Annotated in this window: 29 protein-coding genes; 16 read left to right on the forward strand and 13 right to left on the reverse strand. The window is 72.6% G+C overall.

What is annotated here, in order from left to right:
- The first annotated feature begins 57 nt into the window (after positions 1 to 57).
- Positions 58 to 390 (forward strand): hypothetical protein, encoded by a 333-nt coding sequence (locus ADL29_RS46440; protein ID WP_425424191.1) that lies wholly within the window; start codon positions 58 to 60, stop codon positions 388 to 390.
- Here ADL29_RS46440 and folP read toward each other — a convergent pair.
- The gene (gene folP / locus ADL29_RS01000) at positions 288 to 1,148 is read right to left on the reverse strand and encodes a dihydropteroate synthase (protein WP_046926156.1); all 861 of its coding nucleotides are present in this window, start codon (positions 1,146 to 1,148) and stop codon (positions 288 to 290) included. The two genes, ADL29_RS46440 and folP, sit on opposite strands and share 103 nt — an antisense overlap.
- A gap of 92 nt (positions 1,149 to 1,240) precedes the next feature.
- Here folP and ADL29_RS44785 point away from each other — a divergent pair, with 92 nt between their 5' ends.
- Positions 1,241 to 1,753, forward strand: a complete 513-nt coding sequence (locus tag ADL29_RS44785; protein WP_078970640.1) for a DivIVA domain-containing protein — start codon at positions 1,241 to 1,243, stop codon at positions 1,751 to 1,753.
- The gene (locus ADL29_RS01010; protein WP_053921898.1) at positions 1,750 to 2,355 is read left to right on the forward strand and encodes a DNA-3-methyladenine glycosylase I; all 606 of its coding nucleotides are present in this window, start codon (positions 1,750 to 1,752) and stop codon (positions 2,353 to 2,355) included. The genes ADL29_RS44785 and ADL29_RS01010 overlap by 4 nt, the downstream gene beginning before the upstream one ends.
- Positions 2,356 to 2,425: 70 nt before the next feature.
- Here the strand turns inward: ADL29_RS01010 and chcB are convergent, their stop codons facing one another.
- Positions 2,426 to 3,226, reverse strand: coding sequence for a 2-cyclohexenylcarbonyl CoA isomerase (chcB, locus tag ADL29_RS01015; protein WP_053921899.1), 801 nt, complete (start codon positions 3,224 to 3,226; stop codon positions 2,426 to 2,428).
- A gap of 325 nt (positions 3,227 to 3,551) precedes the next feature.
- On the opposite strand from chcB, the gene ADL29_RS40320 reads away from it, so the two are divergent.
- The gene (locus tag ADL29_RS40320) at positions 3,552 to 3,719 is read left to right on the forward strand and encodes a DUF3117 domain-containing protein (RefSeq protein WP_006603288.1); all 168 of its coding nucleotides are present in this window, start codon (positions 3,552 to 3,554) and stop codon (positions 3,717 to 3,719) included.
- Positions 3,720 to 4,047: 328 nt separating this feature from the next.
- On the opposite strand, the gene ADL29_RS01020 is transcribed toward ADL29_RS40320, so the two are convergent.
- Entirely contained in the window at positions 4,048 to 4,731 is a 684-nt protein-coding gene (locus ADL29_RS01020; RefSeq protein ID WP_053921900.1) for an O-methyltransferase, read from the reverse strand.
- A 200-nt stretch (positions 4,732 to 4,931) separates the two neighbouring features.
- Between ADL29_RS01020 and sigE the strand changes: the two genes are divergently transcribed.
- From sigE to ADL29_RS01045, 5 genes are all read left to right on the forward strand, one after another.
- Positions 4,932 to 5,702 (forward strand): RNA polymerase sigma factor SigE, encoded by a 771-nt coding sequence (sigE, locus tag ADL29_RS01025; RefSeq protein WP_107094858.1) that lies wholly within the window; start codon positions 4,932 to 4,934, stop codon positions 5,700 to 5,702.
- Entirely contained in the window at positions 5,699 to 6,661 is a 963-nt protein-coding gene (locus tag ADL29_RS01030; protein WP_053921901.1) for an anti-sigma factor family protein, read from the forward strand. The genes sigE and ADL29_RS01030 overlap by 4 nt, the downstream gene beginning before the upstream one ends.
- Before the next feature lie 927 nt (positions 6,662 to 7,588).
- Complete coding sequence (locus ADL29_RS46445) at positions 7,589 to 8,818, forward strand: S1C family serine protease (RefSeq protein ID WP_425424185.1); 1,230 nt, start codon at positions 7,589 to 7,591, stop codon at positions 8,816 to 8,818.
- A gap of 127 nt (positions 8,819 to 8,945) precedes the next feature.
- On the forward strand, positions 8,946 to 9,428 hold the full coding sequence (locus tag ADL29_RS01040) for a sec-independent translocase (RefSeq protein WP_053921902.1): 483 nt from the start codon (positions 8,946 to 8,948) through the stop codon (positions 9,426 to 9,428).
- 117 nt (positions 9,429 to 9,545) lie between these two features.
- Positions 9,546 to 10,193: a hypothetical protein gene (locus ADL29_RS01045; protein WP_046926147.1), complete on the forward strand. Its 648-nt coding sequence runs from the start codon at positions 9,546 to 9,548 to the stop codon at positions 10,191 to 10,193.
- Between the two features lie 81 nt (positions 10,194 to 10,274).
- Here the strand turns inward: ADL29_RS01045 and ADL29_RS01050 are convergent, their stop codons facing one another.
- The 3 genes from ADL29_RS01050 to ADL29_RS01060 are packed head-to-tail and all read right to left on the reverse strand — an operon-like array spanning position 10,275 to position 13,353.
- Positions 10,275 to 11,441 carry an Mrp/NBP35 family ATP-binding protein gene (locus ADL29_RS01050; RefSeq protein WP_053921903.1) on the reverse strand — a complete coding sequence of 389 codons (1,167 nt, stop codon included), beginning with the start codon at positions 11,439 to 11,441 and terminating at the stop codon, positions 10,275 to 10,277.
- Between the two features lie 42 nt (positions 11,442 to 11,483).
- Positions 11,484 to 12,059, reverse strand: coding sequence for a DUF1003 domain-containing protein (locus ADL29_RS01055; RefSeq protein WP_053921904.1), 576 nt, complete (start codon positions 12,057 to 12,059; stop codon positions 11,484 to 11,486).
- Positions 12,049 to 13,353 (reverse strand): magnesium transporter MgtE N-terminal domain-containing protein, encoded by a 1,305-nt coding sequence (locus tag ADL29_RS01060; RefSeq protein ID WP_053921905.1) that lies wholly within the window; start codon positions 13,351 to 13,353, stop codon positions 12,049 to 12,051. The genes ADL29_RS01055 and ADL29_RS01060 overlap by 11 nt, the downstream gene beginning before the upstream one ends.
- Before the next feature lie 253 nt (positions 13,354 to 13,606).
- Here ADL29_RS01060 and ADL29_RS01065 point away from each other — a divergent pair, with 253 nt between their 5' ends.
- On the forward strand, positions 13,607 to 14,389 hold the full coding sequence (locus ADL29_RS01065; protein WP_425424186.1) for a hypothetical protein: 783 nt from the start codon (positions 13,607 to 13,609) through the stop codon (positions 14,387 to 14,389).
- Between the two features lie 16 nt (positions 14,390 to 14,405).
- On the opposite strand, the gene ADL29_RS01070 is transcribed toward ADL29_RS01065, so the two are convergent.
- From ADL29_RS01070 to ADL29_RS01080, 3 genes are all read right to left on the reverse strand, one after another.
- A complete protein-coding gene (locus tag ADL29_RS01070) occupies positions 14,406 to 14,948 on the reverse strand; it encodes a hypothetical protein (protein WP_053921906.1) in 543 nt (180 codons plus the stop codon).
- Positions 14,949 to 15,013: 65 nt separating this feature from the next.
- Positions 15,014 to 15,607 (reverse strand): hypothetical protein, encoded by a 594-nt coding sequence (locus ADL29_RS01075; protein WP_053921907.1) that lies wholly within the window; start codon positions 15,605 to 15,607, stop codon positions 15,014 to 15,016.
- Between the two features lie 72 nt (positions 15,608 to 15,679).
- On the reverse strand, positions 15,680 to 16,810 hold the full coding sequence (locus ADL29_RS01080) for a magnesium and cobalt transport protein CorA (protein ID WP_046926142.1): 1,131 nt from the start codon (positions 16,808 to 16,810) through the stop codon (positions 15,680 to 15,682).
- A 532-nt stretch (positions 16,811 to 17,342) separates the two neighbouring features.
- On the opposite strand from ADL29_RS01080, the gene ADL29_RS01085 reads away from it, so the two are divergent.
- The 5 genes from ADL29_RS01085 (at position 17,343) to ADL29_RS01100 (ending at position 20,822) form a co-directional block, all read left to right on the forward strand.
- Positions 17,343 to 17,939 carry a suppressor of fused domain protein gene (locus ADL29_RS01085; RefSeq protein WP_053921908.1) on the forward strand — a complete coding sequence of 199 codons (597 nt, stop codon included), beginning with the start codon at positions 17,343 to 17,345 and terminating at the stop codon, positions 17,937 to 17,939.
- Positions 17,940 to 18,264: 325 nt separating this feature from the next.
- Positions 18,265 to 18,435 (forward strand): hypothetical protein, encoded by a 171-nt coding sequence (locus ADL29_RS43265; RefSeq protein ID WP_157878354.1) that lies wholly within the window; start codon positions 18,265 to 18,267, stop codon positions 18,433 to 18,435.
- The gene (locus ADL29_RS01090) at positions 18,432 to 19,070 is read left to right on the forward strand and encodes a DUF6758 family protein (protein WP_046926140.1); all 639 of its coding nucleotides are present in this window, start codon (positions 18,432 to 18,434) and stop codon (positions 19,068 to 19,070) included. The genes ADL29_RS43265 and ADL29_RS01090 overlap by 4 nt, the downstream gene beginning before the upstream one ends.
- Positions 19,071 to 19,249: 179 nt before the next feature.
- Complete coding sequence (locus tag ADL29_RS01095) at positions 19,250 to 20,104, forward strand: PHP domain-containing protein (RefSeq protein ID WP_053921909.1); 855 nt, start codon at positions 19,250 to 19,252, stop codon at positions 20,102 to 20,104.
- Positions 20,105 to 20,216: 112 nt separating this feature from the next.
- On the forward strand, positions 20,217 to 20,822 hold the full coding sequence (locus ADL29_RS01100) for a MarC family protein (RefSeq protein ID WP_046926138.1): 606 nt from the start codon (positions 20,217 to 20,219) through the stop codon (positions 20,820 to 20,822).
- Between the two features lie 119 nt (positions 20,823 to 20,941).
- On the opposite strand, the gene ADL29_RS43935 is transcribed toward ADL29_RS01100, so the two are convergent.
- A complete protein-coding gene (locus tag ADL29_RS43935) occupies positions 20,942 to 21,094 on the reverse strand; it encodes a hypothetical protein (RefSeq protein ID WP_169795174.1) in 153 nt (50 codons plus the stop codon).
- Between the two features lie 199 nt (positions 21,095 to 21,293).
- Here ADL29_RS43935 and ADL29_RS01105 point away from each other — a divergent pair, with 199 nt between their 5' ends.
- On the forward strand, positions 21,294 to 22,220 hold the full coding sequence (locus ADL29_RS01105; protein ID WP_053921910.1) for an NYN domain-containing protein: 927 nt from the start codon (positions 21,294 to 21,296) through the stop codon (positions 22,218 to 22,220).
- 78 nt (positions 22,221 to 22,298) lie between these two features.
- Here the strand turns inward: ADL29_RS01105 and ADL29_RS01110 are convergent, their stop codons facing one another.
- The 3 genes from ADL29_RS01110 to ADL29_RS01120 form a co-directional block, all read right to left on the reverse strand.
- Positions 22,299 to 22,754 carry an SRPBCC family protein gene (locus ADL29_RS01110; protein WP_053921911.1) on the reverse strand — a complete coding sequence of 152 codons (456 nt, stop codon included), beginning with the start codon at positions 22,752 to 22,754 and terminating at the stop codon, positions 22,299 to 22,301.
- Between the two features lie 10 nt (positions 22,755 to 22,764).
- On the reverse strand, positions 22,765 to 23,619 hold the full coding sequence (locus ADL29_RS01115; protein WP_053921912.1) for an alpha/beta fold hydrolase: 855 nt from the start codon (positions 23,617 to 23,619) through the stop codon (positions 22,765 to 22,767).
- A gap of 89 nt (positions 23,620 to 23,708) precedes the next feature.
- A complete protein-coding gene (locus ADL29_RS01120) occupies positions 23,709 to 26,153 on the reverse strand; it encodes a DEAD/DEAH box helicase (protein ID WP_053921913.1) in 2,445 nt (814 codons plus the stop codon).
- Positions 26,154 to 26,198 lie beyond the last annotated feature (45 nt).

Raw genomic sequence — 26,198 nt, forward strand, 5'->3', positions numbered from 1 at the left:
GCCCGGACACGCTCCTCGCCTTCGGCGCGAAGTTCCGGGAGCCAGGAGTACGGGCTGATCGTCCATGGCAGCGGTACGGCAGGCTTCGGCATCCGTTTCTGCCCGTGGGGTGGCCGGCGTCTGCCCGATCCGGAGTTCGAGGACGGCAGCCGACTGCAGTCGGCTGCCGTGACGCCCCCGGCCCGAGGCGCCCGTCGGACCGGTCCCCGGGGGGGCGACCGCCGACGGCCATCATGGCTTCGGTCGACTGCGTCGGACTCGGTCCGTCGGCCGGAGTTCTGCCGGATTCAGGCGAGTCCGCGGCGGGCGACGGCGGGGGCGCGGTGGCCGGCGATGGAGGCCACCATGTCCAGGACCTGCCGGGTCTCGGCGACCTCGTGGACCCGGTAGACCTGGGCGCCCAGCCAGGCCGAGACGGCGGTGGTCGCCAGGGTGCCCAGCACCCGCTCCTTGACCGGCTTGTCGAGGGTCTCGCCGACGAAGTCCTTGTTGGAGAGGGAGACCAGCACCGGCCAGCCCGTTTCCGTCATCTCGCCCAGCCGGCGGGTCGCCTCCAGGCTGTGCCGGGTGTTCTTCCCGAAGTCGTGCCCGGGATCGATCAGAATCCCGTCGCGCCGTACGCCCAGTTCCACGGCCCGCTCCGCCAGTCCCAGCGTCACCCGCAGGATGTCGGCCATCACGTCGTCGTACGTCACCCGGTGGGGGCGGGTACGCGGCTCGGCGCCGCCCGCGTGGGTGCACACCAGGCCCACCCCGTGGCGCGCGGCGACCTCGGCGAGCGCCGGATCCACGCCGCCCCAGGCGTCGTTGAGCAGATCCGCACCGGCCTCGCAGACCGCCTCGGCGACCTCGTGCCGCCAGGTGTCCACGCTGATCACCACATCGGGGAAGCGTTTGCGGACCTCGGCCACGAACCCGACCGTACGGCGGGCCTCCTCCTCGGCGCTGACCTCCTCGCCGGGACCGGCCTTCACACCGCCGATGTCGATGATCGCGGCGCCGTCCGCCACCGCCTGCTCGACGCGCGCGAGCGCGGGTTCGTCCTGGAAGGTTGCGCCCTGGTCGTAGAAGGAGTCCGGGGTCCTGTTGACGATGGCCATGATCACCGGCTCATGCGTGCCGAACTCGCGATTTCCCAGCCGCAGCATTCCCGCTCTTCCTCTCCGTGGTCCGGGAGCGACCCTAACTGTCGGACCCGCATGGCACGATCAGTAGCAGGCACAAGTCCGGGGAGTTGGTCGTGTTCTGGTTCTTGCTGATCGCGATGGTCGTGGTGGTGGCCGCGGTCACCCTCGTCGTCGTGGGCGGGGGCGACGGTGAGGGCGGCGGCCTGCGGGACGCCGAGCCCGACCGGCTGCACGACCCGCTGCCCGCGGACCGCCCGCTGGCCCGCGCCGATGTGGAGGCCGTCCGCTTCCCGGTGACCGTCCGCGGCTACCGGATGGACGACGTCGACGACGCCCTGGACCGCTTCGGTGCCGAGCTCGCCGAGCGGGACGCGCGGATCGCCGAGCTGGAGGCGGCGCTGGCCGGGGCGCATGCCGCCGCGATGGGCGGAACGGGGCTGATACGGGACGCGGCGGCCCCCTCCGCCGAGGACACGCGGCCCGGCGCCGGGCCCGCCGGTTACGGCGACGCGGACGACCGCAAGGACGCGGAGGCCGGGCAGGCCGAGCAGGGCGGGCAGGGCGGGCAGGACCAGAAGGAAGAAGAGCAGGGCGGGCAGGGCCAGAAGGGGGAGGGGCGGGCATGAGCGGTGTGGTGACGGCTCCGGACGGGATTCCGCGCTGTCCGTGGGGGATGGAGTCGGAGAAGATGGCCGACTACCGCGAGTACCACGACACGGAGTGGGGCCTGCCGGTCCACGGGGACGACGCACTCTTTGAACGCATGAGCCTGGAGGCGTTCCAGTCCGGGCTGTCCTGGATCACGATCCTGCGCCGCCGTCCCGGGTTCCGGGCCGCCTTCGCCGGCTTCCGGATCGCGGCGGTGGCGCGGTTCACCGATGCGGACGCCGAGCGGTTGCTCGCCGACCCCGGCATCATCCGCAACCGCCTCAAGATCGCCGCGACGATCAACAACGCCAGGGTCGCCGCCGAGCTGGCCCCCGGCGAGCTCGACGCCCTCATCTGGTCCTACGCCCCGGACCGGGCCGGCCGCCCGGTGCCGCACACCGTCGGCGATGTGCAGCCCGTGACGCCGGAGTCGACGGCGCTCGCCAAGGACCTCAAGAAGCGCGGCTTCCGCTTCGTCGGCCCGACGACGGCGTACGCGATGATGCAGGCGTGCGGCCTGGTCAACGACCATCTGGCCGGCTGCCATGTGCGCCGGAAGGTGGAGGCGGCAGCCGGCTGAGCCGGGCCGAGGGCCCGGCCCCGGCCCGTCGGGGGGCAGGCCTCGGGCCGCAGGGGGCGGGCCCGGCCGGTCAGCGGCCCAGGAAGACCGGCTTCTCCTTCTTCACGAACGCCTCGACCGCGATGTGGTGGTCCTCCGACGCCCCGGCCCGCACCTGCAGCTCGTCCTCCTTGCCGAGGGTCTCGGCGAGCGAGTGCCCGGCCCCGTAGGCCAGCGACTCCTTGATCGCGGCGTAGGCGGCGGTCGGCCCCTGGGCCAGCCGGCGGGCGATCGCCGCGGCCTCCTGAGCCAGCTCGCCGGCCGGTACGACCTTGTTGGCGATGCCCAGGTCGTACGCCTCCTGGGCGCTGATGCTGCGCGGGAAGAGCAGCAGATCGGCGGCCCGGCCATGGCCGATCAGCCGGGGCAGCGTCCAGGACATCCCGGAGTCGGCGGTCAGGGCGACGCCCGCGAAGGAGGTGTTGAAGGACGCGGAGTCGGCGACCACGCGGTAGTCCGCGGCCAGCGCAAAGCCCGCGCCGGCGCCCGCCGCGACCCCGTTGACGCCTGCCACCACGGGCTTGGGCATCTCCGTCAGCGCCGTGACGATGGGGTTGTAGTGCTCGCGCACGGTGTTCATGGTGCCGCCCGTGCCCGTCGCCCGGTCCTCGGCCAGCAGCCCGATGTGCTCCTTGAGGTCCTGCCCGACGCAGAAGGCGCGCCCGGTGGCGGTCAGCAGCACCGCCCGTACGGCCGGGTCGGCGGCGGCCTCCTGGAGGGTGTCCCGCAGCCGTACCTTCGCCTCGATGTTCATCGCGTTCATCGCGTCGGGGCGGTTGAGAGTGATCGTCGCGAGTCCGTCGGTCACGTCGTAGAGCACGGTGTCGGCCATGGTTGGGGTCCCCTCCGTCGCGGCTCGAACTGCCCGGTAATGGCAGCCAGCGCTCAGGATGCCGGAGATCATCGGCCGTCGGCATGTGACGTACATCAAACAACTGGGGCGCGTCGGGTGCCGGCGGGTGGCGCAGTATCGCAGCCCCCTCCCCGAATTGGGTGGTTTTGGCAGAGCGCGTTGCGCAAGCGATGCTCCCCGATGTTGGTCATCGGGTCGTTCGATGCGGGATAATGGCCTGGAAGCAATGTGTTCGATGCCGGTGACACGCGCCTATCGAGGCCGTCGGCTGACGAATGAGCTGGTTTCAGGAAGGGGAACGAGCATGGCGGCCATGAAGCCGCGGACGGGCGACGGCCCGCTCGAGGTGACCAAGGAGGGGCGGGGCATCGTCATGCGCGTTCCGCTCGAAGGCGGCGGGCGGCTCGTCGTCGAGCTGACCCCGGACGAGGCCAAGGCCCTGGGCGAGGCTCTGGACAAGGTCACCGTCTGACGAGGGCGGAACAACCGCTGCGGTTTCCCGGAGGCTGACCCCGGTACCCCAGCCGATTACCCCCGGCCCCGGCAGGCGGCGCGCAGGAAGAGGCGCGCCGCCTGCCGGGGCCGTTTTTTCTCCGTACGTTGTCGTCTGCGGTGCCCCTTCGCTGCGCTTTGCTTGTTTCTCCCCACGTTTTCGGCTGTCCCGCCGTGGGGGTTTCTCTGGTGCGCCTGGCGGCGGGCGGGGGTTGGTTGTCGGCCGCGGTGCCGGCCCTCCGGACTCCGTCCTGCGGTCCGTCCCCTCCCGACGGTGGGGGTGAGGAGGCCGGTGGGCGCAGGAAACCTCAGCCCCGCTTGACGGCGCACAAAAGCCCGTCGCCCACCGGCAGCAGGGCCGGTACCAGCGTGGTGCTGTCCCGTATGGTCCGCAGCAGTTCGCGCAGCCGCAGCACCTCCGCCGGCTGGACCCCGGAGTCGACCGTACGGCCGTCCGCGAAGACGCCCGCGAAGCACACCAGGCCGCCGGGGCGCAGCAGACGCAACGATTCAGCGAGGTACTCCAGGCACTCCATCAGGTCCCCGTCGCAGAAGACCAGGTCGTAGCCGCCGTCCGCGAGACGGGGCAGGACGTCCAGGGCCCGGCCGGGGATGAAGCGCGCGCGGTTCCCGGCGAAGCCGGCCTCGCGGAACGCCTGCTTGGCGAAGGTCTGCCGCTCCGGCTCGAGGTCGACGGTGGTCAGCACGCCGTCCGGCCGCATGCCGTGCAGGAGGTAGATGCCCGACACGCCGGTGCCGGTGCCGATCTCGGCGACCGCCTTGGCGTCGGCGGTGGCGGCGAGCATCCGCAGGGCCGCGCCGGTGCCGGTCGTCACCGTACGGATACCGGCCTCCCGCGCCCGCTCCCGGCACCAGCCGAGGGTGGCCTCGGCGGCCTCGTCGAGGGTTCCGGCGCCGTACGCCTCGGCGAATGCCAAGTTCGTCTGCCGGTTGCCGGTAATGGCCCTCTCCTGTCCCCGTAGTTGACGCAACCGTGACTGTATCCGCTGTGTGCGGGAACCCGCAGATGGGACCGGGCGTTAAGAAAGGCAGGGCGGAAAACAGGGGAGAAAAGCGGGGGGATGTGCGGGTGAGGACCACACGGAGTACGCGGCAGGACCACAGGCCAGGTGAGAAGCACGGCCAAATGCAGGTCAAATCTGCTTATCCGGAGCTAACGGGCGAGGTGGATATGGTAGGGGCTCTACTGGACACCACCAGAGCCACCAGGGGAGGTGCGGCTGCGGCGGGTGACCGAAAGGCGCGAAGGCGCTTGAGACGGTCGTTTGCCGAGCCGAAATCCGTGACAAACACTGCTGAAGGTCTCCGCACCACCGACTCCGCAACCACCGCGACCTTCGCCGAGGGCGCGGATGCGCAGGCGTGGACCCCGCCCACCTGGGAGGAGATCGTCAGTACCCACAGCGCACGGGTCTACCGCCTCGCCTACCGTCTCTCCGGCAATCAGCACGACGCCGAGGACATCACCCAGGAAGTGTTCGTCCGCGTCTTCCGCTCGCTGTCGTCCTACACCCCCGGCACCTTCGAGGGCTGGCTGCACCGCATCACGACCAACCTCTTCCTCGACATGGTCCGCCGCCGCCAGCGCATCCGCTTCGACTCGCTCGGTGACGACGCCGACGACAAGCTGGCCGGCGAGGAGCCGTCCCCCCAGGACCGCTTCGACGACCACCACTTCGACGCCGACATCCAGCAGGCCCTGGACACCCTCGCGCCCGAGTTCCGCGCCGCCGTCGTCCTGTGCGACATCGAAGGCCTGTCGTACGAGGAGATCGCCGCGACCCTCGGCGTCAAGCTCGGCACGGTCCGCAGCCGGATCCACCGCGGGCGCTCCCATCTGCGCAAGGCGCTCCAGCACCGCTCCCCGGCGGCGCGCGCCGAAGAGCGCCGGCAGCAGCTGGCGCTGGCATCGGTCTCCACCGGGGAGGTCGGGATCGCGTGAGCCTCAGTGGCGGTCCGTCCCCCGCCGAGCAGCATCTCGGCGACCGCCTCGCGGCCCTGGTCGACGGCGAGTTGGGGCATGACGCGCGCGAGCGGGTGCTCGCGCATCTTGCGACGTGCGCACAGTGCAAGGCGGAAGCCGACGCCCAGCGCCGGCTGAAGAACGTTTTCGCGCAGACGGCGCCCCCCGGCCCCTCCGAGGGGCTGCTGGCGCGCCTTCAGGGGCTGCCCGGCGGCGATCCGAGCGGTCCCGGCAGCCGGCTCGGCGACGGCGGCATCGGGCGCGGCGACTTCATCAGGGGCGGCGGCTCCTTCGGCTACGTCCCCTCTGCCGGCCATGGCCGGCAGGCCGAGCGGGCGCTGTCGGGGATCTCCGGACCGCCGCGGCAGCGCGGCTTCCGGGTCCATGAGGCCGAGCGGCCCGTTCCCCAGCGGCGCCGGTTCGCCTTCGCCGCGGCCGGTGCGGTCTCGCTCGCGGCCTTCGCGCTCGGCGGTGCCCTCCCCCTGGAGGCGGCCGTCGACACCCCCGGCGGACGCAACGACGCCGGCGGTACGGCCGTCACCCCGCTCAGCGCCACCCCGGCGGCGGGCGGCGATCCGCTGACGCGTACCGGCGAGGTCCGCGCGGCGGGGGCTTCCGGCGGCGGCGCGGGCCGGCAGCAGGGCGTGCCCACCGTGGCCCCGGCCCCCAGTGCGATGAGTCTCTACGCCCCCGGCGCCCAGTTCGGGCACCGCTCCCCGCTCGCCCCGGATCCGGGCGGACGCTTCGGCCGGTCGCCCCTGACGGCGACGACCGGTCCGGGCTCGCCGTACCACTTCTTCCCGGTGGTGAACGGACCCGGCCAGGGGCCCGCCCGCGCCTTCTACCCGATGCCGCCGCTGGAGCCCAAGCGCCCGCTGATCGGCTCCGCCGCCCCGGTCGGCCCCGCGGCTCCCGGTCCCACCCCCGACCGGCACTGACCGGGCACTGCGCAGGCCCGCGCAGAACTGGTTGAATCCCTGTTGGCCCGCGCGCCCCCGCACAGGGGGCGCGGGCCACGAGGTGGCGGTGGCCCGCGGACTGCCGCGGGCGAAATATGGGGAGAGCATGGACGACGGTAAGGCCGCCGGGCCGAAGCTGAAGTGGTGGAGCCGTCCGGGACGCCCGGTGCCGCAACCACCCACCGAGGCCCCTCCGCAGGCACCGGAACCTTCCGCCGGCCGCCCGGCCGGGGCGGCCGCGGGGGACGAGGACTGGACCGTCAGGCCGCCTCAGGACCCGGGAGCCGTGTCCGGGGCCCCAGGAGATGCCGTGGACGCGGCCGGAGTGGCCGAATCGGCCGAAGTGACCGCACCCGACGCCGGGTTGGTGCCGGCGGGCGAAGCCTCCCCGGCCGGGGACGGCATACCGGGCGCCGACGCCCCGGGCGCGCCCTCGACCGTGACGCTCGCTCAGGTGGCCGTCGGCCACCGGGACGAGGCACCGGCCGGCCCGCGGGCCGAGGTGTCCGCCGACGGGACCGCCGCCGGAGCCGCCGTATCGCCGGGTGCACCGGAGCGCCCGCGCCCACTGCACCCCGAGGACCCGTACGGCACGCCTCCGTACGGCGGTCCCGGGCCGTGGGCGCCCGCCCCGCCCGTACAGCGGCCGATGGCGACCCCGGCGCAGGGCACCCGGCTCCCGTCGTATGCGATGTCCGCGCAGGCCCCGATGCCGGGAGCGTCCTACCCGGGCGCGGCACCGTCCCAGCCGCCCGCCGCCCCCGCCCCGCAGCCGCCCGCCGATGCCGCCCGGCCCGCGGGCGGGGGCGGCGGGGGGCCGGGGCGGGGCCGCGGCCGGGGAGGGCGCTCCCGGCATCCGACCCCGGCGACGGCGGCCCCCGCTCCGCCGGCAGCCGGGCGGCGGGTATGCCGGGCGGCCCCGTACCGGCACCCGCCCCCGCCGGCGCCTGGCAGCAGTACGACCCCTGGAGCGCGCCCCAGCACGGCGGCCCCGCCGTGCCCCCGCCGCCCGGTGGCCGGCGCGGCCGACGGGCGCCGCTGGTGGCCGGTGCGGTGGCGCTGGCCCTGCTCGCCGGCGGGGTCGGCGGCGTGATCGGCGCGTACATCGAGCGCTACGGCGGGATCAACGACATCAAGCTGCCGCAGGCGGCCGACGAAGGCGGCAGCCGCAACCCGGACAGCGTCGCCGGGATCGCCCAGCGGGCGCTGCCCGGCGTGGTCACCCTCCACGTACGCGGCAACGCCGAGCAGGGCACCGGCACCGGCTTCGTCCTGGACCGCGAAGGCCACATCCTCACCAACAACCACGTCGTCGAGCCGGCCGGGACCGGCGGCGAGATATCGGTGACGTTCAGCGGGGGCCAGACCGCGAAGGCGAAGGTCGTCGGGCAGGACGGGGGCTATGACCTCGCCGTGGTGCAGGTCGAGGGCGTCACCGGACTGCGCCCGCTCACCCTGGGCAACTCCGACTCGGTGCGGGTCGGCGACCCGGTCGTGGCGATCGGCGCCCCCTTCGACCTCGCCAACACCGTCACCTCCGGCATCATCAGCGCCAAGCAGCGCCCGATCACCGCGGGCGGCCGGACGGGCGACGGGAGCGATGTCTCGTATGTGGACGCGCTGCAGACCGACGCCCCGATAAACCCGGGCAACTCCGGCGGTCCGCTGGTGGACGCCAAGGCCCGGGTGATCGGAATCAACAGCGCCATCCGGGCGGCCGACACCGGCGGCGGAGCGGACGGCGGCGGCGGTCAGGGCGGCAGCATCGGCCTGGGCTTCGCCATACCGATCAACCAGGCCAAGCGGGTGGCCGAGGAGCTGATCAACACCGGCCGGGCGACACACCCGGTGATCGGCGTCACGCTGGAGATGGAGTACGCGGGCGACGGCGCCCGGGTCAGCGACCGCAGCAAGGACGGGAAGGCGTCGGTCACCCCGGGCGGCCCCGGCGCCAAGGCCGGGATCAAGGCCGGCGATGTGATCACCAAGGTGGACGGCGCCCCCGTGCACAGCGGCGAGGAGCTGATCGTCAAGGTCCGCAGCCACCGGCCCGGCGACACGCTGACGCTGAACCTCCAAAGGGACGGCAAGGAGAGGACCGTTCGGCTGACGCTGGGATCCTCCAGCAGCGGCTGATCGTTTGCCCCGTGTTGGCACGGGTGACTCCCGCCCGCCGCTGCGGGCCAGGTACCGTGATAGTCGGCCTGGCCCCTGTGCCCTGTCCGGCCGGCAAAGGCCGCGGATTGATCCAAGGAGCTGCAAGGTGTTCTTCGACATAGGACCCCTCGAGCTGGTAGCGCTCGTGATCCTTGCGGTGCTCATCTTCGGACCGGACAAACTGCCCAAGGTCATTCAGGACGTCATGGGCTTCATCCGCAAGGTGCGGGCGTTCTCCGACAGCGCCAAGGAGGACATCCGCAGCGAGCTGGGACCGGAGTTCAAGGACTTCGAGTTCGAGGACCTCAAGCCGAAGAACTTCGTCCGCAAGCACGTCCTGGAGAAGGACGAGTACGGCCTCAAGGAGCTCCAGGAGATCCGTAACGGCTTCGACTTCCGGTCGGAGATGGCCGACCTCGGGGACGCCGTGCACGGCCGCGACGGCGCCGCCGATGCCTCCGCGGGCCCCTCGAACGGCGCACGCGCCAATCTCTCCAAGGAAGTCCCCGTCGGCCGTCCCGACCTGGTCAAGAAGGCCCAGAGCGCCGAAGCACCCGAGCGTCCGCCGTTCGACGCGGACGCCACCTGATACTCCCGTATGCCCGGCTGTGTTGACGCCTATGGCTATGCTCCCGGTGTCCGGGGTTTGGTCGCCTGAGGGGGGCGGGCCGCCCACGACGCAGGGCAACAAGGAGGCGCCGCGCAGATGGAGACGACGAGTCCGACACCGACCCATGAGGTGTCCGCCGACGTCGGCCGGAAGGTCGACGGCTATCTGCTGGCCGCGTTCCCGTGGTACGGCCTCGACGAGGCGTTCACCGGGCCACGCTGGCTGATGCAGGTCGGCGCGGCCGCGGACGGCACCGTCGAACACGGTGCCACCGGGCACGGCCAGGAGCCGACCATAAGGGTGGAGACGGGCAAGGACGAGGACAGGTTCGCCGTCGTGGTCACCGTTGCCAGCCGCCCCGTACGGCGCAGCGCCGACGGCACCGGCGTCCTGGAGGCCACCTCGGTCTCCACGGCCGCCTGGCTCGCCGGTTCCGGGCTGCTCGCCCGCACCTGGCCGTCCCACATGGACCGCTCGCTGCGCCAGGACTGGCTGGACCAGCAGACGATGCTCGCCTGGGAGCTGGCCGACGACCTCGGCGGCGAGAGCTGGAGCGAGCTGATGCTTCCGGTGGACGGCGCGCCGATGCCGTTCCACTACCGCGAGTCCGAATACGGCTGGGTGCTGGCCGGGTCGTCGGGCGACGGCCCCGGGGGCGTGCACATCGGCGCGTACGGGCGCGGGATGAGCGCCTACGGCCTCGCGTTCTCCGTCGTCAAGGACATCAGCTCGTACGAGGGCTGAGCGGCCCTGCGGCAGGCGAAAAGGGGCGGACCCGCACGGGCCCGCCCCTTCGGCGTCGTCCGGGGACCGCTCCCCGGGACCTCAGAACTTGTTGCGCGGGGTGATCCCCAGCGACATGCCCGACAGGCCGCGCTGACGGCCGCCCAGCTTGCCCGCAATGGTGCGGATCGCCGAACCGGCGGGGGAGTCGGGGTCGGTCAGCACCACCGGCTTGCCCTCGTCGCCGCCCTCGCGCAGGCGGACATCGATCGGGATGGCGCCGAGCACCGGCACCTGCGTACCGGTCGTCTTCGTCAGGCCCTCGGCAACGCGCTCGCCGCCACCGGTGCCGAACACATCGACCATCTCGTCGCAGTGCGGGCAGGGCAGCCCCGACATGTTCTCCACGACACCGACGATCTTCTGGTGGGTCTGGACGGCGATCGAACCGGCCCGCTCGGCGACCTCGGCCGCGGCCTGCTGCGGGGTGGTGACGACCAGGATCTCGGCATTCGGGACGAGCTGCGCCACGGAGATCGCGATATCGCCGGTGCCGGGCGGCAGGTCCAGCAGCAGCACGTCCAGGTCGCCCCAGTAGACATCGGCGAGGAACTGCTGGAGCGCGCGGTGCAGCATCGGGCCGCGCCAGACCACCGGGGCGTTGCCCGGGGTGAACATGCCGATGGAGATGACCTTCACACCGTTCGCCGACGGCGGCATGATCATGTTCTCGACCTGGGTGGGCTTGCCGTCGGCACCCAGCATGCGCGGTACGGAGTGGCCGTAGATGTCGGCGTCCACCACACCGACCTTCAGCCCGTCGGCCGCCATCGCCGCGGCAAGGTTGACCGTCACCGACGACTTGCCGACGCCGCCCTTGCCGGACGCGACCGCATAGACGCGGGTCAGCGAGCCGGGCCGGGCGAACGGCACCTCACGCTCGGCGGTACCGCCGCGCAGCGACGCCGCCAGCTCCTTGCGCTGCTCGTCGCTCATCACCTCGAGCTCGACGGCGACGGAGGCGACGCCCTCGACCCGCGCGACGGCCTCGCGCACACTGCTGATGATCGTCTCGCGCATCGGGCAGCCGGAGACGGTGAGGTAGACCACGACCGCCACGGCGCCGTCCGCCGCGATCTCCACCGATTTGACCATCCCCAGGTCGGTGATGGGGCGGTGGATCTCGGGGTCGTTCACCGTCGCGAGCGCGTCGCGGATCGCGTCCTCGCTCGGTGCGGCGCCATTGGGCGGGGGCGTGTCGGTAGCCATGCCCTGATGGTACGGCGCTGGAGCGGGCCTCCGGAAAGCCCGTCAGCGGTCGCGTTCGTCACTCTCCGCCTCGACCATCTGCCGCAGCTCCAGGTCCCGCAGCAGGTCCTCCAGCTCCGAGCGGATCCAGTCGCGGGTGGCGACCTCGCCCAGTCCCAGCCGCAGCGCCGCGATCTCCCGGGTCAGGTATTCGGTGTCGGCGATGGAGCGCTCGTTCTGCTTGCGGTCCTGCTCCTGGGTCACCCGGTCCCGGTCGGCCTGGCGGTTCTGCGCCAGCAGGATCAGCGGCGCGGCGTACGAGGCCTGCAGCGACAGCGCCAGGGTCAGGAAGATGAAGGGGAACTCGTCGAATCGCAGATGGCCGGGGACGAGGACGTTCCAGCCGATCCACACGATGACGACGACCGTCATCCAGACGATGAACCGGCCGGTCCCCAGGAAGCGGGCGATCTTCTCCGACAGCCGTCCGAACGCCTCCGGGTCGTACTCCGGCCAGAACGTACGGCGCGGTGCGCGCGGCAGGTCCAGGCGCACCCGCGGCCGCTCGGCGGCGCCCCGCCGCACCGCCGAGGCGCCGTTCGCCCGGCGTTCCCTGCTCTCCCGCTCCTCACCGCCCATCCGCGACCTTCCCCAGACGCCCCGCGGTCAGGCCGGCCGCGCCCGCGCCGTGCAGCTCGGCCTCCCGCCAGTCGTCCGGCAGCAGATGGTCCAGTACGTCGTCGACGGTGACCGCGCCCAGCAGGGCGCCGCTCTCGTCCACGACCGGCGCGGCGACCATGTTGTACGCGGCCAGGTAGCTGGTCACCTCCGGCAGCGCGGTGTCCGGCGGCAGGGGCGGCAGATCGGTGTCGGCGATGGAGCTGCAGAGGGTGAACGGCGGGTCGCGCAGCAGCCGCTGGAAGTGCACCAGGCCCAGGTACTTGCCGGTGGGCGTCTCGTCGGGCGGGCGGCAGACGTACACCTGGGCGGCGAGCGCGGGGGAGAGGTCGGGGTCGCGGACCCGGGCCAGCGCCTCGGCGACGGTCGCGTCCGGGCGCAGCACGATCGGCTCGGTGGTCATCAGACCGCCCGCCGTCCGCTCCTCGTACGACATCAGCCGCCGTACGTCCGCGGCCTCCTCCGGCCGCATCAGGTCCAGCAGCCGCTCCTTCTCCTCCTCCGGCAGCTCGGAGAGCAGATCGGCGGCGTCGTCCGGGTCCATCGCCTCCAGGACATCAGCGGCCCGCTCGTCCTTCAGCTTGCCGAGGATCTCGACCTGGTCGTCCTCCGGCAGCTCCTCCAGGACGTCGGCGAGCCGGTCATCGTCCAGCGCCGCGGCGACCTCGGCGCGCCGTTTGGCGGACAGATGGTGCAGTACGCCCGCCAGATCGGCCGGCCGCAGCTGTTCGAAGGTGGCCAGCAGGCTCTGCGCGCCCTGCCCGTGCTCCTCCAGGGAGAAGCCGGTCACCGCCGACCACTCCACGGTCAGCGCCTCGCCCTTGCGCCGCAGCGCCCCGCCCTTCCCCTTCCGTACGAAGACCTTGTCGATCTCCCAGTCGCGGCGGGCCGGCAGCTGGGTGATGCCGATGTCGAGGACGGTGACCTCCTCGTCGGTCTCCACCAGGCGCACCCGGCGGTCCAGCAGCTCGCCCAGCACCAGCGTCTCGGAGGCGCGCTGTTCGAAGCGCCGCATGTTGACCACGCCGGTGGTGATGACCTGGCCGGACTCCACACCGGTCACCCGGGTCATGGGCAGGAAGATCCGCCGCCTGCTGACCACCTCGACGACCAGGCCCAGGAGCCGCGGCGGACGCGCGCCGATCCGCAGCATCGCCACCAGGTCGCGCACCCGGCCCACCTGGTCGCCGTTCGGGTCGAAGACGGCGACGCCGGAGAGATGGGAGACGAAGACCCGGGGAGTCACCACCGCCATGCGCAGCGCCTCCCTTCCTCCCGTTTCCTTGCGCTTACCACCGTTACGACCCGTCAGGTCGGCTTCAGGCTAACGCGCCCGGAGCTGCGGCGCCCCGGGGAGAACGGCCGTATGGCGGCCGCTCACCGGGGCCGCACGGACCGCCCGCCCGGTCGTACGGGTGTGCTCCGCGCACCCCGCCGAAAACCGCGCACGGCCCGGGTACGCTGCCGTACTGCTGTCGAGGTCACCCGCATCAGGAGGCACAGCCGACGTGACTGCTACCCGCTCGGGGACGCGTTCCCGACCCCTGGCCGGCCGCCGTCGTACGGGACGGGCCGCGCTCGTCGGGGCGGTCTGCGCGGGACTGGCCGCAGTGCTTACGGGCTGCGGCGCCGAGGATCCGGACGCCGGCACCAACGGCGTCGGCAAACTGCCCGCCGCGAAGATCGAGGCCAAGGCGCGGGCGGCCGCCGCGGCGGCCGATACGGTCCGGCTCTCCGGCAATGTCGTCAGCCAGGGCCGCACCTACAAGCTCGACATGCGGCTCGCCCCGAACGGCGCCAGGGGCCGGCTGAGCACCAAGGCGGCGGCCTTCTCGCTGCTGCGGGTCGGCACATCGCTCTACCTCAAGGCGGACGCCGCCTTCTGGGCCGGTGAGAAGAACGGCAGGTCCGCCGGCCACGACGACTCCGCCGCCGCCAAACTCGGCGGCAAGTACGTCAAGGTGCCCGCCACCGACCCGGTCTACAAGCGCTTCAGTGGCTTCACGGACAAGAACATGCTGCTGGGGAGCCTGCTCGCGCTGCACGGCAAACTGGCCACCGGCGAACGCAGCGACATCGACGGCGTCCGCACCATCCGCCTCACCGCGGCCGGGGGCTCCGGCGGCACCCTGGACGTCTCCCTGGAGAGCACGCCGTACCCCCTGCGGATGCAGCGCGCGGGCGGCGCGGGCGTGGTCCGGCTCGACGACTGGGGCAAGACCGTGGATCTGCGGGTCCCGCCCAAGGACCAGGTCGTGGACTACGGGTCGCGGATCTCGGGGCGGGGCTGAGGGGGCAGGGGCTGCCCTAGCCTTTACGGCCCCGCCGCAGCAGCTTCGGCAGCGCGGCCGGGATGGGCTGCCGGGTGATGGCGGGGCTGGGCAGCGGCGGGGCGGCGTGGGATTCCTGGGGCATGGTGCCCGGCCGCTGGTGGGCCTCGCCGTCCGCCGGTTCCAGCCGCAGCACCCGGCACTCCCGCGCCCAGCGCTCCGTGATGCGGTCCGCGTCCGGGGCGTTGAGCCGCTTGCCCTTGAGCTCTTCGACCGCGGCCTGCCAGGCCTCGCTCTCCGGTGCCGGCTCACCGACCCGCGCGTGCCAGACGACCAGCCGCCCGCCCTTGTCCTTGCTGCGGACGGTGACCGTGGCCGTACCGCCGTCGGCCAGCCCGAGGCCGGCCAGCGGCTGCTCGCCCGGGCCCTCCCCGATCAGCCAGGCCGCCCCGTCGTGCCACACGTGCCACAGCGCCCGCGCCGGGCCCGTCGTGCCCCGCACCCAGATCAGACCGGACTTCTTGGTGGCCTCTTCGATGAGCGCCCGATCCTGCAGGGCCTGCGACACGGTCTCCGTCATGCCTGCCAGCCTAATGGGCACAGCCGTACGCAGCCGGGGCCGCCCAGGCGCTGAGATGCCCCGGCTCAGGCGAGGAAGGCGCGGGCGAACCCGGCCAGATTCCGCGGGCAGGCCCATATCTCGCGGGTGAGCCGGCCCTCGTACCAGGACTGACGCCACTCGTCGTCCTCGTCCTCGTCGGCGAGCTGCCCGGCGAGAGCCGCCTCGTGGTCCGCGTCCCGCTCCGGATGGGCCAGCATCTCCAGGGCCGCCGGGAAGCCCTCCAAGTGGCCGTCGTCCGGGACGTCGTCACAGGGATGCGCCGGATGGCCGCACGGGCCGTCGCCCAGGGCGCGGACGACCCCGGACATGACCTCCCTGACCCGGCGCTCGGACTCCGCATGCGGCGAGGCGAAGACGACGTAGGTCCCGATGTAGTAGAGCCCGAGCGCCCACAGGGCGGTCTCCGCGCCGCCGGCCGCGACGCTCGCCTCGAGGTGCCGTGCGCACTCGAGCACCGCATGCCGTGCGCTGCTGAGGTAGTAGCCCTGGTAGAGGCTCTCCCAGTCACCGGCCAGCGCATCCCACTCGCCGGGCGTGGCCGGCGCCTCGACGGGCACCGACCGCGCGTCCTGGTACTCCAGTTCCTCGGGACTCTCCGCCGTCACTTCACCGGTCATGGTCCCGAGGATGACACGGGGGTCTGACAACGCCCCGCCGCACCGGTCCCGCCGACAGCCCCAACCGGGCCGTCAGAGCCACCCGTTGCGCTTGAACCCCCGGTGGATGCCGAAGCAGATGGCGACCGTCACCAGCATCATCGCCGGATAGCCGAACTTCCAGTGCAGCTCCGGCATGTACGTGAAGTTCATGCCGTAGATCCCGGCGATCATCGTCGGTACGGCGAAGATCGCCGCCCAAGCCGTGATCTTGCGCATGTCCTCGTTCTGCGCGACGGCCGCCTGGGCGAGGTTGGCCTGGAGGATGGAGTTGAGCAGGTCGTCGAAGGACAGCACCTGCTCGTTGACCCGCGCCAGGTGGTCGGCGACATCGCGGAAGTACTTCTGGATGTCCCCGTCGACCAGCCGCATCGGACGCTCGCTCAGCAGCTGCATCGGCCGCAGCAGCGGCGACACCGCGCGCTTGAACTCCAGTACCTCACGCTTGAGTTGGTAGATCCGCCCGGCGTCGCCACCCTTGGCGGAGGACCCCTTCGCCCCGGTTCCCTTGCCGTTGGTGCCCGAACTGAAGACGTCGATCTCCACCTCGTCGATGTCGTCCTGGACCGCCCCCGCGACCGCCATGTAGCCGTCGACCACCTGGTCGGCGATGGCGTGCAGCACCGCCGACGGCCCCTTGGCCAGCAGCTCCGGGTCGTCCTGCAGCCGGTGTCGCAGTGCGCGCAGCGAGCCCTGCCCGCCGTGCCGCACGGTCACGATGAAGTCCCGGCCGGTGAAGCACATCACCTCGCCGGTCTCCACGACCTCGCTGGTCGCGGTCAGCTCGGCGTGCTCGACGTAGTGGACCGTCTTGAAGACGGTGAACAGGGTGTCGTCGTAGCGCTCCAGCTTGGGCCGCTGGTGGGCGTGGACGGCGTCCTCCACGGCGAGCGGGTGCAGCCCGAACTCCTGGGCGATACCGGCGAATTCGGCCTCGGTGGGCTCGTGCAGCCCGATCCAGGCGAAGCCGCCGTCGGCGCGGACGCTCGCCATCGCCTGCGCCGGCGTGACGTGCTCGCTCGCCCGGCGGCCCTCGCGGTAGACACCGCAGTCGACGATGGCGCTGTTCGCGCAGGCCGGGGCGGAGGTCTCGTAGCGGTAGGGGGTGTCGTCGCGGCGCCGGGACGGGCGGACGGCGGCGCGCAGGTCGCGGATCATCGACATGGCTGGCTCCTTCACGGGCCGGCCGCCAGTTGGCGGGCGCGGGGCGCAGCGCTGCCCGGAACGTGGACGTACGAGGCATCGTCGGCCGTACGTCCGCAAAGCGGGCGGCGCTCCGTGCGGTGACGCACAGTGGTACTGGCGGCAGTTCGCAGAACACGGAAATTGAGAGTCGAAGGCGCTCTTCCGTCATCTACATCCGACGCAAAGGAACTTCCCGGGTTTCGCCGCTGAGCGGCGGGGTACGGAAGCTCTCGATCAGGAGATTCGCTGCGCGAGGGGGATGACGGGAGAACTATCGGTACTGCACGGTCGACTCGGATCCACCGCAGCCCCACCTCCTCCGGCCGGTCCCCGCTGGGGGACGACGTCATTCCCTGACCAGACGGCAAGGCTATCAGCCGTCTGAAGCGTTACGGTGCCGCTTTGCCTGTTCGATACGTGCCTTGCGCTTTCCATACGAACGGCAGATCCGCGGCGCAGCCACCCGCCGAGGGGCGGCGGCCGGGCGAGGGGCCCGCCGTATGCTCGCGGCATGTCTGACGTTCTTGAGCTGGTCGAAGCCCGTTTGCGTACGACCCTGGGGGAGCCGGACGCGCGCGCCGCGGTCACCTTCCTGGGCACCGACCGTATCGAGGTACTTCGCTTCGTGGGCGACCTCGACAACGAGGTGGTGCGCTACGCCACACTCGGCATGTCCGCCCAGCCGATGTCGGACCCCACGGCGGTGGTCGCCGACCCCCTGCGCGGCCCCCGTGCCGAACTCGTCCTGACCGTACGGGGCGGCCGCGCCGACACCGACAAGGTGCTGCGCCCGCTCGCGGTGCTGGCCGCCTCCCCTCAGGTCGAGGGGGTGATCGTGGCCCCGGGCGCCTCTCTGGACGTCGGTGAGCCGCTGTGGCCCGGCGCGCCCTTCACCTCGGTCCTGGTCGCCGAGCCCGGCGGTCTGGTCGAGGACCTGGAGCTGGACGAGCCGTGCGACCCCGTCCGGTTCCTCCCCCTGCTGCCGATGACGCCGAACGAGGCCGCCTGGAAGCGGGTGCACGGCGCCGAGGCCCTCCAGGAGCGCTGGCTCCGGCACGGCGTGGACCTGCGCGATCCGCTGCGCAGCGGTGTGCCGCTCGACGACTGAGGGGCCGGGGAACCCGGGCGGCGCGGGAGGGCGTCCGCAGGGGCATGGGGGAGAAGGAAGAGCCGGGCTGTGCCGTCGCCCGGCAGATCTGACGCCCCGTCCGAACGGACGAGGCGTCAGAGAAGCGGGACGGGGCCTGCGGGGGGCGCCGGTTGGCGAAGACGGCAGCATCCGGCGAAACCGTGACGCCGTTCCCGGCGGCGGACGGCGATGATGCCCGCGCCGGGCACCGCAGCACCGGCCGTGACCACCCGGCGGCGAGACCGCCGTGGCCGAGGGCCCCACCGACGTGGGGCGGAACCAGGAACCCGGCGCAAGGCGAACCATGGCCCACACCGCCGTCGGCCGGCGCGGGACGGACGCGCCGCACGCGTCGGGCCCCTCACCGCTGGAGGCGCAGTGGCCGCCGGGCGTCCGGGTGCGTGACTCCGGGCACACCGGACGGGTGATCGTCCTTGACGCGGGCGCGGGCCTGGAGGACCGTTGGTCCTTATGAGGGGCGAACCCAGTTGCCCGAAGTGCGGAGGCCGGGTGCGGGCGCCCGGTCTTTTCTCCGACTCCTGGCAGTGCGCGATGCACGGCGTCGTGCATCCACTCCAGCCGGTCGTCCCGCCGAGCGTTGAGGCGCTCGGCGTCGTCGTGCACCGTGCGCAGGTGCCCGTGTGGATGCCGTGGCCGCTCCCCGTCGGCTGGCTGTTCACCGGCGTGGCGTGTGCGGGCGACGACCGCAGCGGCGGGCGTGCGACCGCGGTGGCCTGCTCGGGGCCCGGACCGCTGGGCGGCCCCGGTGAACTCCTGCTGATCGCCGAGGAGCTGGGTGTCGGCCTCGGCGCGCGCTACGCCGGGATAGACGGCCTCGACCCCGGCCCCCATATGTCCGTGGACAAACCGCCGCACGGCAAGGTCCTGGCCGCCGGGCGCCCGACCGCCATGTGGCATGTCGACGGCTCTCCGGGCGACCGCGCGGTCTTCGCCGGCGAGGCGCGCGGGCTGTGGCTGTGGGCCATCGCCTGGCCCGAGAGCTCGGGGCTGATGATGTACGACGAGCTGGTGCTGACGGATCTGCGCGAGGCGGGCGCGGAGGTGGACCTGCTGCCGTGCGGGGCGCTGTCGCCGCGGATCCTGGGCTGAGGCCGGGGCGGGCCCGTACGCCGTCTGACGGGGGCATGTCCGGGTGGCCGGTATCCTTCTGGGGGCACCCCCTGAGTTCACCCCGGGAGCCGCCCCCGGAACAGCCCGGGAGCACCTCGGGAGCATCCTGAGGCCGCCCTGGCCCCCCGTCCGTCCCGCAGCAGTCTGGAGTCCGCGTCGTGCGTATCGATCTGCACACCCACTCCACCGCTTCCGACGGTACGGACACCCCCGCCGAGCTGGTGCGGAACGCCGCGGCCGCCGGTCTCGACGTCGTCGCGCTGACCGACCACGACACCGTCGGCGGATACGCCGAGGCGCGGGCCGCGCTGCCCGCGGGGCTGACGCTGGTCACCGGCGCCGAGCTGTCCTGCCGGATCGACGGGGTGAGCCTGCACATGCTCGCCTACCTCTTCGACCCCGAGGAGCCCGGCCTCGCCCGTGAGCGGGAGCTCGTACGGGACGACCGGGTGCCGCGGGCGCAGGCCATGGTCGGCAAGCTGCGCGAGCTCGGCGTGCCCGTCACCTGGGAGCGGGTCGCGGAGATAGCCGGGGACGGTGCCGTGGGGCGCCCGCACATCGCGACCGCCCTGGTCGAGCTGGGCGTCATCGATTCCGTGTCCGACGCCTTCACCTCGCAGTGGCTGGCCAACGACGGCCGGGCCTATGTCGAGAAGCACGAGCTGGACCCGTTCGACGCGATCCGGCTGGTCAAGGCCGCCGGCGGGGTCACCGTCTTCGCGCACCCGCTGGCCGTCAAGCGCGGCAGCTGCGTACCGGAGCCGGTGATCGGCGAACTGGCCGCGGCCGGGCTCGACGGCATCGAGGTCGACCACATGGACCACGACGCGCCCACCCGCGCCCGGCTGCGCGGCCTGGCCGCCGAACTGGGTCTGCTGACCACCGGCTCCAGTGACTACCACGGCAGCCGCAAGACCTGCCGCCTCGGTGACTGCACCACCGACCCCGAGATCTACGGCGAGATCGTGCGCCGCGCGACCGGCGCCTTCCCCGTGCCCGGCGCGGGCGGCTGAGCGCCGCTCCGCTCCCTCCCCTTCCCCCGCTCCCCCTTTCTCCCTGCGGACCTGCGCACACCGTGCCGGCCCGTGACCGCTCGTCCGTACCACCTCCTGCAAGGCCATCACCGTGTTCGACGTCGCCGTCTTCAGTACGCTCTTTGTCACCCTTTTTGTCATCATGGATCCCCCTGGGATCACCCCGATCTTTCTGGCCCTGACCTCCGGGCGCCCGGCCAAGGTGCAGCGCCGGATGGCCTGGCAGGCGGCCGCCGTCGCCTTCGGCGTCATCGCCGTCTTCGGCCTCTTCGGTGAGCAGATCCTGGGGCGGCTGCACATCTCCACCCCCGCGCTGATGATCGCCGGCGGGCTGCTGCTCCTGCTGGTCGCGCTGGACCTGCTGACCGGCAAGTCGGAGGAGCCCACCCAGACCAAGGACGTCAATGTCGCGCTGGTGCCGCTGGGCATGCCGCTGCTGGCGGGGCCGGGCGCGATCGTGTCGGTGATCCTCGCCGTCCAGCACGCGCACGGGGCCGCGGCCCAGCTCTCCGTCTGGGCGGCGATCGTCGCGATCCATGTGGTGCTCTATCTGGTGATGCGCTTCTCGCTGGTGATCATCCGTGTGATCAAGGACGGCGGGGTGGTCCTGGTGACCCGGCTGGCGGGCATGATGCTCTCCGCGCTGGCCGTGCAGCAGATCATCAACGGTGTGCTGCAGGTGATCGAGGGGGCCTGAGCCCTCCGCCCGGAATGCCGCAGCGCCCCCGTACGACGTGTTCGTACGGGGGCGCTGCGGCGTTCGGTCGGTGTCACCGGCCGTCCGGGCGACGGCGTCGGTGCCACCGGGCGTCGGTGTTACCGGGCGGCGGTGTCGGCCGGGCGGATGTAGATGCGCTGGCCTATGGCGGCGGCCTGCTGCACGATCCGGTTGACGGAGGCGGCGTCCACGACGGTGCTGTCCACGGCGTTGCCGTCGACGTCGTCCAGGCGCATGATCTCGAAGCGCATAAGGCTTCTCCCTTCGTCTGATCCTCCTGCGGAGAACTGAGTGGTGTGGATGACGCGGCTTCGTTGCCGGTGTTCCGTATGGGTACAACAACCCGCACCCTGCAGTCATTCCCTACGCTAACGAAAATTTTCGCCGAACTAAGTACTTGCTGGTAGAGCGCTTGTGCTCACAGAGTGACCGCCCGGACAATGGGCCTGTATGAACGACGTCCAGCCCCTGGGCCCCACCGACCTCGCCGCGCTCGCCGCCGGAATCGAGCGCACCAACGAGCTGCTCACCCGTGTGCTCGCCGAGGTCGCCACGACCCCCTCCACCCATGCGGCCTTCGTGGACGCGGGCTATGTGTACGCCGCGACGGGGCGGCTGGTCGCCGGAACGGAGGACCGCAGGGCGTTCGATCTGGATGCGGAGGGGATCATCGAGGCCTTCATCGACAAGGCGCGGATGATCTTCCCGGACAGCCGGCTGCTGCGGGTGTACTGGTACGACGGTGCCCGCCGCCGTATCCACACCCAGGAGCAGCAGCGCATCGCCGAGCTGCCCGACGTCAAGGTCCGGCTCGGCAATCTGAACGCGAACAACCAGCAGAAGGGCGTCGACTCGCTGATACGCAGCGACCTGGAGTCGCTGGCCCGGCACCGCGCGATCAGCGATGCGGTGCTGATCGGCGGCGACGAGGACCTGGTGTCGGCGGTGGAGGCGGCACAGGGGTACGGCGCGCGGGTGCACCTGTGGGGCATCGAGGCCGCCGGGGGGCGCAACCAGGCCGAGCCGCTGCTGTGGGAGGTCGACAGCCAGCGCACCTTCGACCTGGACTTCTGCAAGCCGTATGTGACCCGGCGGACCGGTGCGGAATGCCTCGAACCGGTGGCGGGCGAGCCGCCGGTGCCCGCCCGCGACGAGGTCCGCTTCGTGGGGGCGCGGGTCGCCGCCCAGTGGCTCTCGGAACGCGGCCGCGACTGGGTGGCGACGCTGCTGCCAGGCCATCCGTATCTGCCCGGCTCCGTCGACCAGGAACTGCTGACCGCCGCCGAGGCGCTGCTCCACCACTCGCTGCGCGGCCACGCCGACCTCCGCCGGGTCCTGCGCGACGGGTTCTGGGACCACGTCCAGGGGCAGTATTAGGCCAGGGGCGCTCCCAACCGTTAGGGGAAAACCCCTAGAGGAATGCCCGTAGGGGAACTCCCGTGGGCGATGCCCCGCTCACGCCCTCGCCAGCATCTCCGTGAGGCGGTCGAAGAAGCCCTCCCAGCCCGCCTCCGCCTGCTTGTACTGCTCGGCGGTCAGGTTGCCGCCGTCCTGACGGAACGCCATCTCGGTGTGGTGGCCGGTGAGCTCGGTGAGGGTCACGCGGACGGTCTCTCCCTCGGCGCCCTCGGGGGCGGTGGCGTCCTTGAGGGTGAGCACCAGCCGTTCCGGCGGTGCCACCTCGCGGTATGCGCCGGAGAAGGGCATCTCGCCGCCGTCCGGTGTGAGCAGTACCAGGCTCCAGGTGCCGCCCGGACGGACGTCCATCGTCATCCGGTCGACCGGGACGGTCAGCTCGCCGCCGAACCAGTACGCGAAGTGTGCGGGCGTCGTCCATGCCTGGAACACCCGCTCACGGCGGGCGTCGAAGGTGCGGGTGAGCGCGATGCCGGGCTGAGGATTCTCCGTCATACGACCAGACCTACCGCACCCCGCGCCAGAATCCCGCCAACGCCGCCGCCGTGGCCGCCGGCTGCTCGGCGTTGGGGGAGTGCTCGGCGCCCTCGATGACGGTCCGGTGGGCGGCCAGCCGCTCGGCCATCGCGTCCATCAGCGGCACCGGCCAGGCATAGTCGACGGCGCCGGAGATCACATGCTTGGGCAGCGCCACGGCCGCCAGCTCCGCCACCCGGTCGGGCTCCGAGAGCATCTGACGGCCGGTCACCGTCAGCTGCTCGGGGACGGTGTTCAGCCATCGACGGTGCAGGAATGCGCCGATCTCGGGCGGGGTCGACTCGTCCGCCGCCTCCACCGGGTCGAGCTCGCGCATCGCCTGCCAGACCGCCTCCATCTCCAGCGTGCCCAGCGCCTCGATCAGCATCCGGACCCGCACCTGCTGGGTCTCGTCGATGGCGGCCGGTCCCGAGCTGAGGACGGTGAGCGAGCGGAACGGAGCCGGGTCGAGAAGTACGGCGGCGCGGGTGATCAGGCCGCCGAGGGAGTGGCCCAGCAGATGTACGGGGCCGCCGAGGGCCTCCGCCTGGGCGAGGACGTCGAGGGCCAACTCCCGCTGTGCGTAAGCGGATTCCTCACGCGGGCCGGGGGACTCGTGCTGTCCCCGGCCGTCCACCGCGAGCACCCGGAAGCCGGCCGCGGCCAGCGGCTCCAGCAGGCCGATGAAGCACTCCTTGCTCCCGGTGAACCCCGGCACCAGCAGGGCGGTCCCGGCGGGGTGTCCGTCGGGCCGGGCGTCGTGCACGGCGAACGCCCCGCGTGCGGTGTCGAGGCGGTACGCACGGGCGCACGGGGGGAGCTTGAGGGTGGGTGGCGTGCTCATGGCGCGAGGCTAACGGACGGCCCGGTGCGGTGAACGCCGACGGCCCGGCTCCCGCGCGGTGCGGGGCCGGGCCGTCGGTGTGCCGGGGGTCAGCTATCCGGGGTGGCCTCGGAGACGGCGGCCTTGGCGCGGGTACGGCGGCGGACCGGCTTGGCCTCCGCCTCCGCGCCGGCTGCGTCGGCGGCGGGCTTGGCCGCGGCGGCCTTACGGGTGCGCTTCGGCTTGACCTCGGTCGCCTCGGCCGCGTCGGCGGCCTTGGCGGCAGCGGACTTGCGGGTCCGCTTCGGCTTGGCGGGGGCCGCGTCGGCAGCCTCCGCCGTGTCCGCTGCGTCGGCGGCGGGCTTGGCCGCGGCGGCCTTGCGGGTGCGCTTGGGCTTGGCCTCGGTCGCCTCGGCGGTGTCCACCGCGGCCTCGGCGGCCTTGGCGGCGGCCGTCTTGCGGGTCCGCTTCGGCTTGGCGGGGGCCGCGTCCGCAGCCTCCGCCGTGTCGACGGCCTGGGCCACGGCCTCGGCGGGCGCTGAGGGGGCCGTGGCGACAGTCTTCACCGGAGCGGCGGCAGGCGACGCCTCCGGCTCGGCCGGCCCGGCGGCCGGTGCCACTGCGGCCTTCGCCGCGCTACGGGTGCGACGGCGCGGCTTGGCGGGAGCGGTGGCCTCGACGGGCTCCGTCACGGCGGCGGCCTCGGCCGCAACGGCCGTGCCCTCCGCCGTCGCCACGGCCTCGGCGGCGGCCTCCGCCGCCACCGGCCGGGCGGCCCGGGTGCGGCGCCGGCGCGGCTTGGCAGCGGCCTCGGCGGGAGCCTCGGCCGGAGCCGCCGGAGCCTCGGCCGCCGGGGCGGCCTCCTCGGCCGGTGCGGCGGTGGTGCCCGCGACCGCGGTCCCGGCGGCCGCACCGCGGGTGCGGCGACGGCGGCGGGGCTGGCGCGGCCCGGCGGTGTCCTCGGCGGCCGCGGAACCCTCGGCGGCGTTCAGCGACTCGGTCGCCTTCGCCTCCGAGGTGGCCGAGCCGTCGAGCGGCGTACCGCCGCGGGTGCGGCGGCGCTGCCGTGGCGTACGGGTGCGCTGCGGGCGCTCCTCCGTCGCCTCCTGGCCGGCGCCCTTACGGGAACCCCGCCCACGGCCACCTGTCTCGCCGAGGTCCTCGACCTCTTCGGCGGCGAGCCCCGCCCGGGTGCGCTCGGCGCGCGGGAGGACGCCCTTGGTGCCCTCGGGGATGTTCAGCTGCTCGAAGAGGTGCGGCGAGGTGGAGTAGGTCTCCTCCGGCTCGTCGAACTTCAGGTCCAGCGCCTTGTTGATCAGCTTCCAGCGCGGGATGTCGTCCCAGTCGACGAGGGTGACCGCGGTGCCCTTGTTGCCCGCGCGGCCGGTGCGGCCGATGCGGTGCAGATAGGTCTTCTCGTCCTCGGGGGACTGGTAGTTGATGACATGCGTCACACCCTCGACGTCGATGCCGCGGGCGGCGACGTCGGTGCAGACCAGGACATCGACCTTGCCGTTGCGGAAGGCGCGCAGCGCCTGCTCACGGGCTCCCTGGCCGAGGTCGCCGTGCACCGCGCCGGACGCGAAGCCGCGCCGGGCGAGCTGGTCGGCGATATCGGCCGCGGTCCGCTTCGTACGGCAGAAGACCATCGCCAGGCCCCGGCCCTCGGCCTGCAGGATCCGGGCGACCATCTCCGGCTTGTCCATGGAGTGCGCGCGGAAGACGTGCTGGGAGATGTTGGCGACGGTGTGGCCCTCGTCGTCCGGCGCGGTGGCACGGATGTGCGTGGGCTGCGACATGTAGCGGCGGGCCAGCGAGATGACCTGGCCGGGCATGGTCGCGGAGAACAGCATCGTCTGGCGCTTGGCCGGCAGCAGCTGGATGATCTTCTCGACGTCGGGCAGAAAGCCCAGGTCGAGCATCTCGTCGGCCTCGTCCAGGACCAGGCTCTTGACCTGCGAGAGGTTGAGCTTCTTCTGGCCCGCCAGGTCGAGCAGACGGCCGGGGGTGCCGACGACGACGTCGACGCCCTTCTTCAGCGCCTCGACCTGGGGCTCGTACGCGCGGCCGCCGTAGATCGCCAGCACCCGGACGTTACGGACCTTGCCGGCGGTGAGCAGGTCATTGGTGACCTGGGTGCACAGCTCGCGGGTGGGAACGACGACGAGGGCCTGCGGCGCCTCGGTCAGCTGCTCCGGCTTGGCGCGGCCCACCTCGACATCGGCGGGGACCGTGACGCGCTCGAGGAGCGGCAGGCCGAAGCCCAGGGTCTTGCCGGTGCCGGTCTTGGCCTGGCCGATGACGTCGCTGCCGGAGAGGGCGACGGGGAGCGTCAGCTCCTGGATGGGAAAGGGGGAAACGATGCCGACGGCTTCAAGGGCCTCGGCGGTCTCGGGGAAAATCCCGAGCTCTCGGAACGTAGACAGAATCTTGCCTCTTCTGTGAGACGCGGCGTGAGGCGGCGAAGGGGGTCGTACCGTGCCGTCGTACCTGTTCGTACGGGGGCCGACCTGGATAAGCCGGATGGCGCGGGACCACTGCCAACGCTCAGGCACTCATGCCGCGAGCGGTGTGCCTCCTGCTGTGCGTACGTCCATCGC

The organism is Streptomyces chattanoogensis, from assembly GCF_001294335.1.
Taxonomy (GTDB): domain Bacteria; phylum Actinomycetota; class Actinomycetes; order Streptomycetales; family Streptomycetaceae; genus Streptomyces; species Streptomyces chattanoogensis.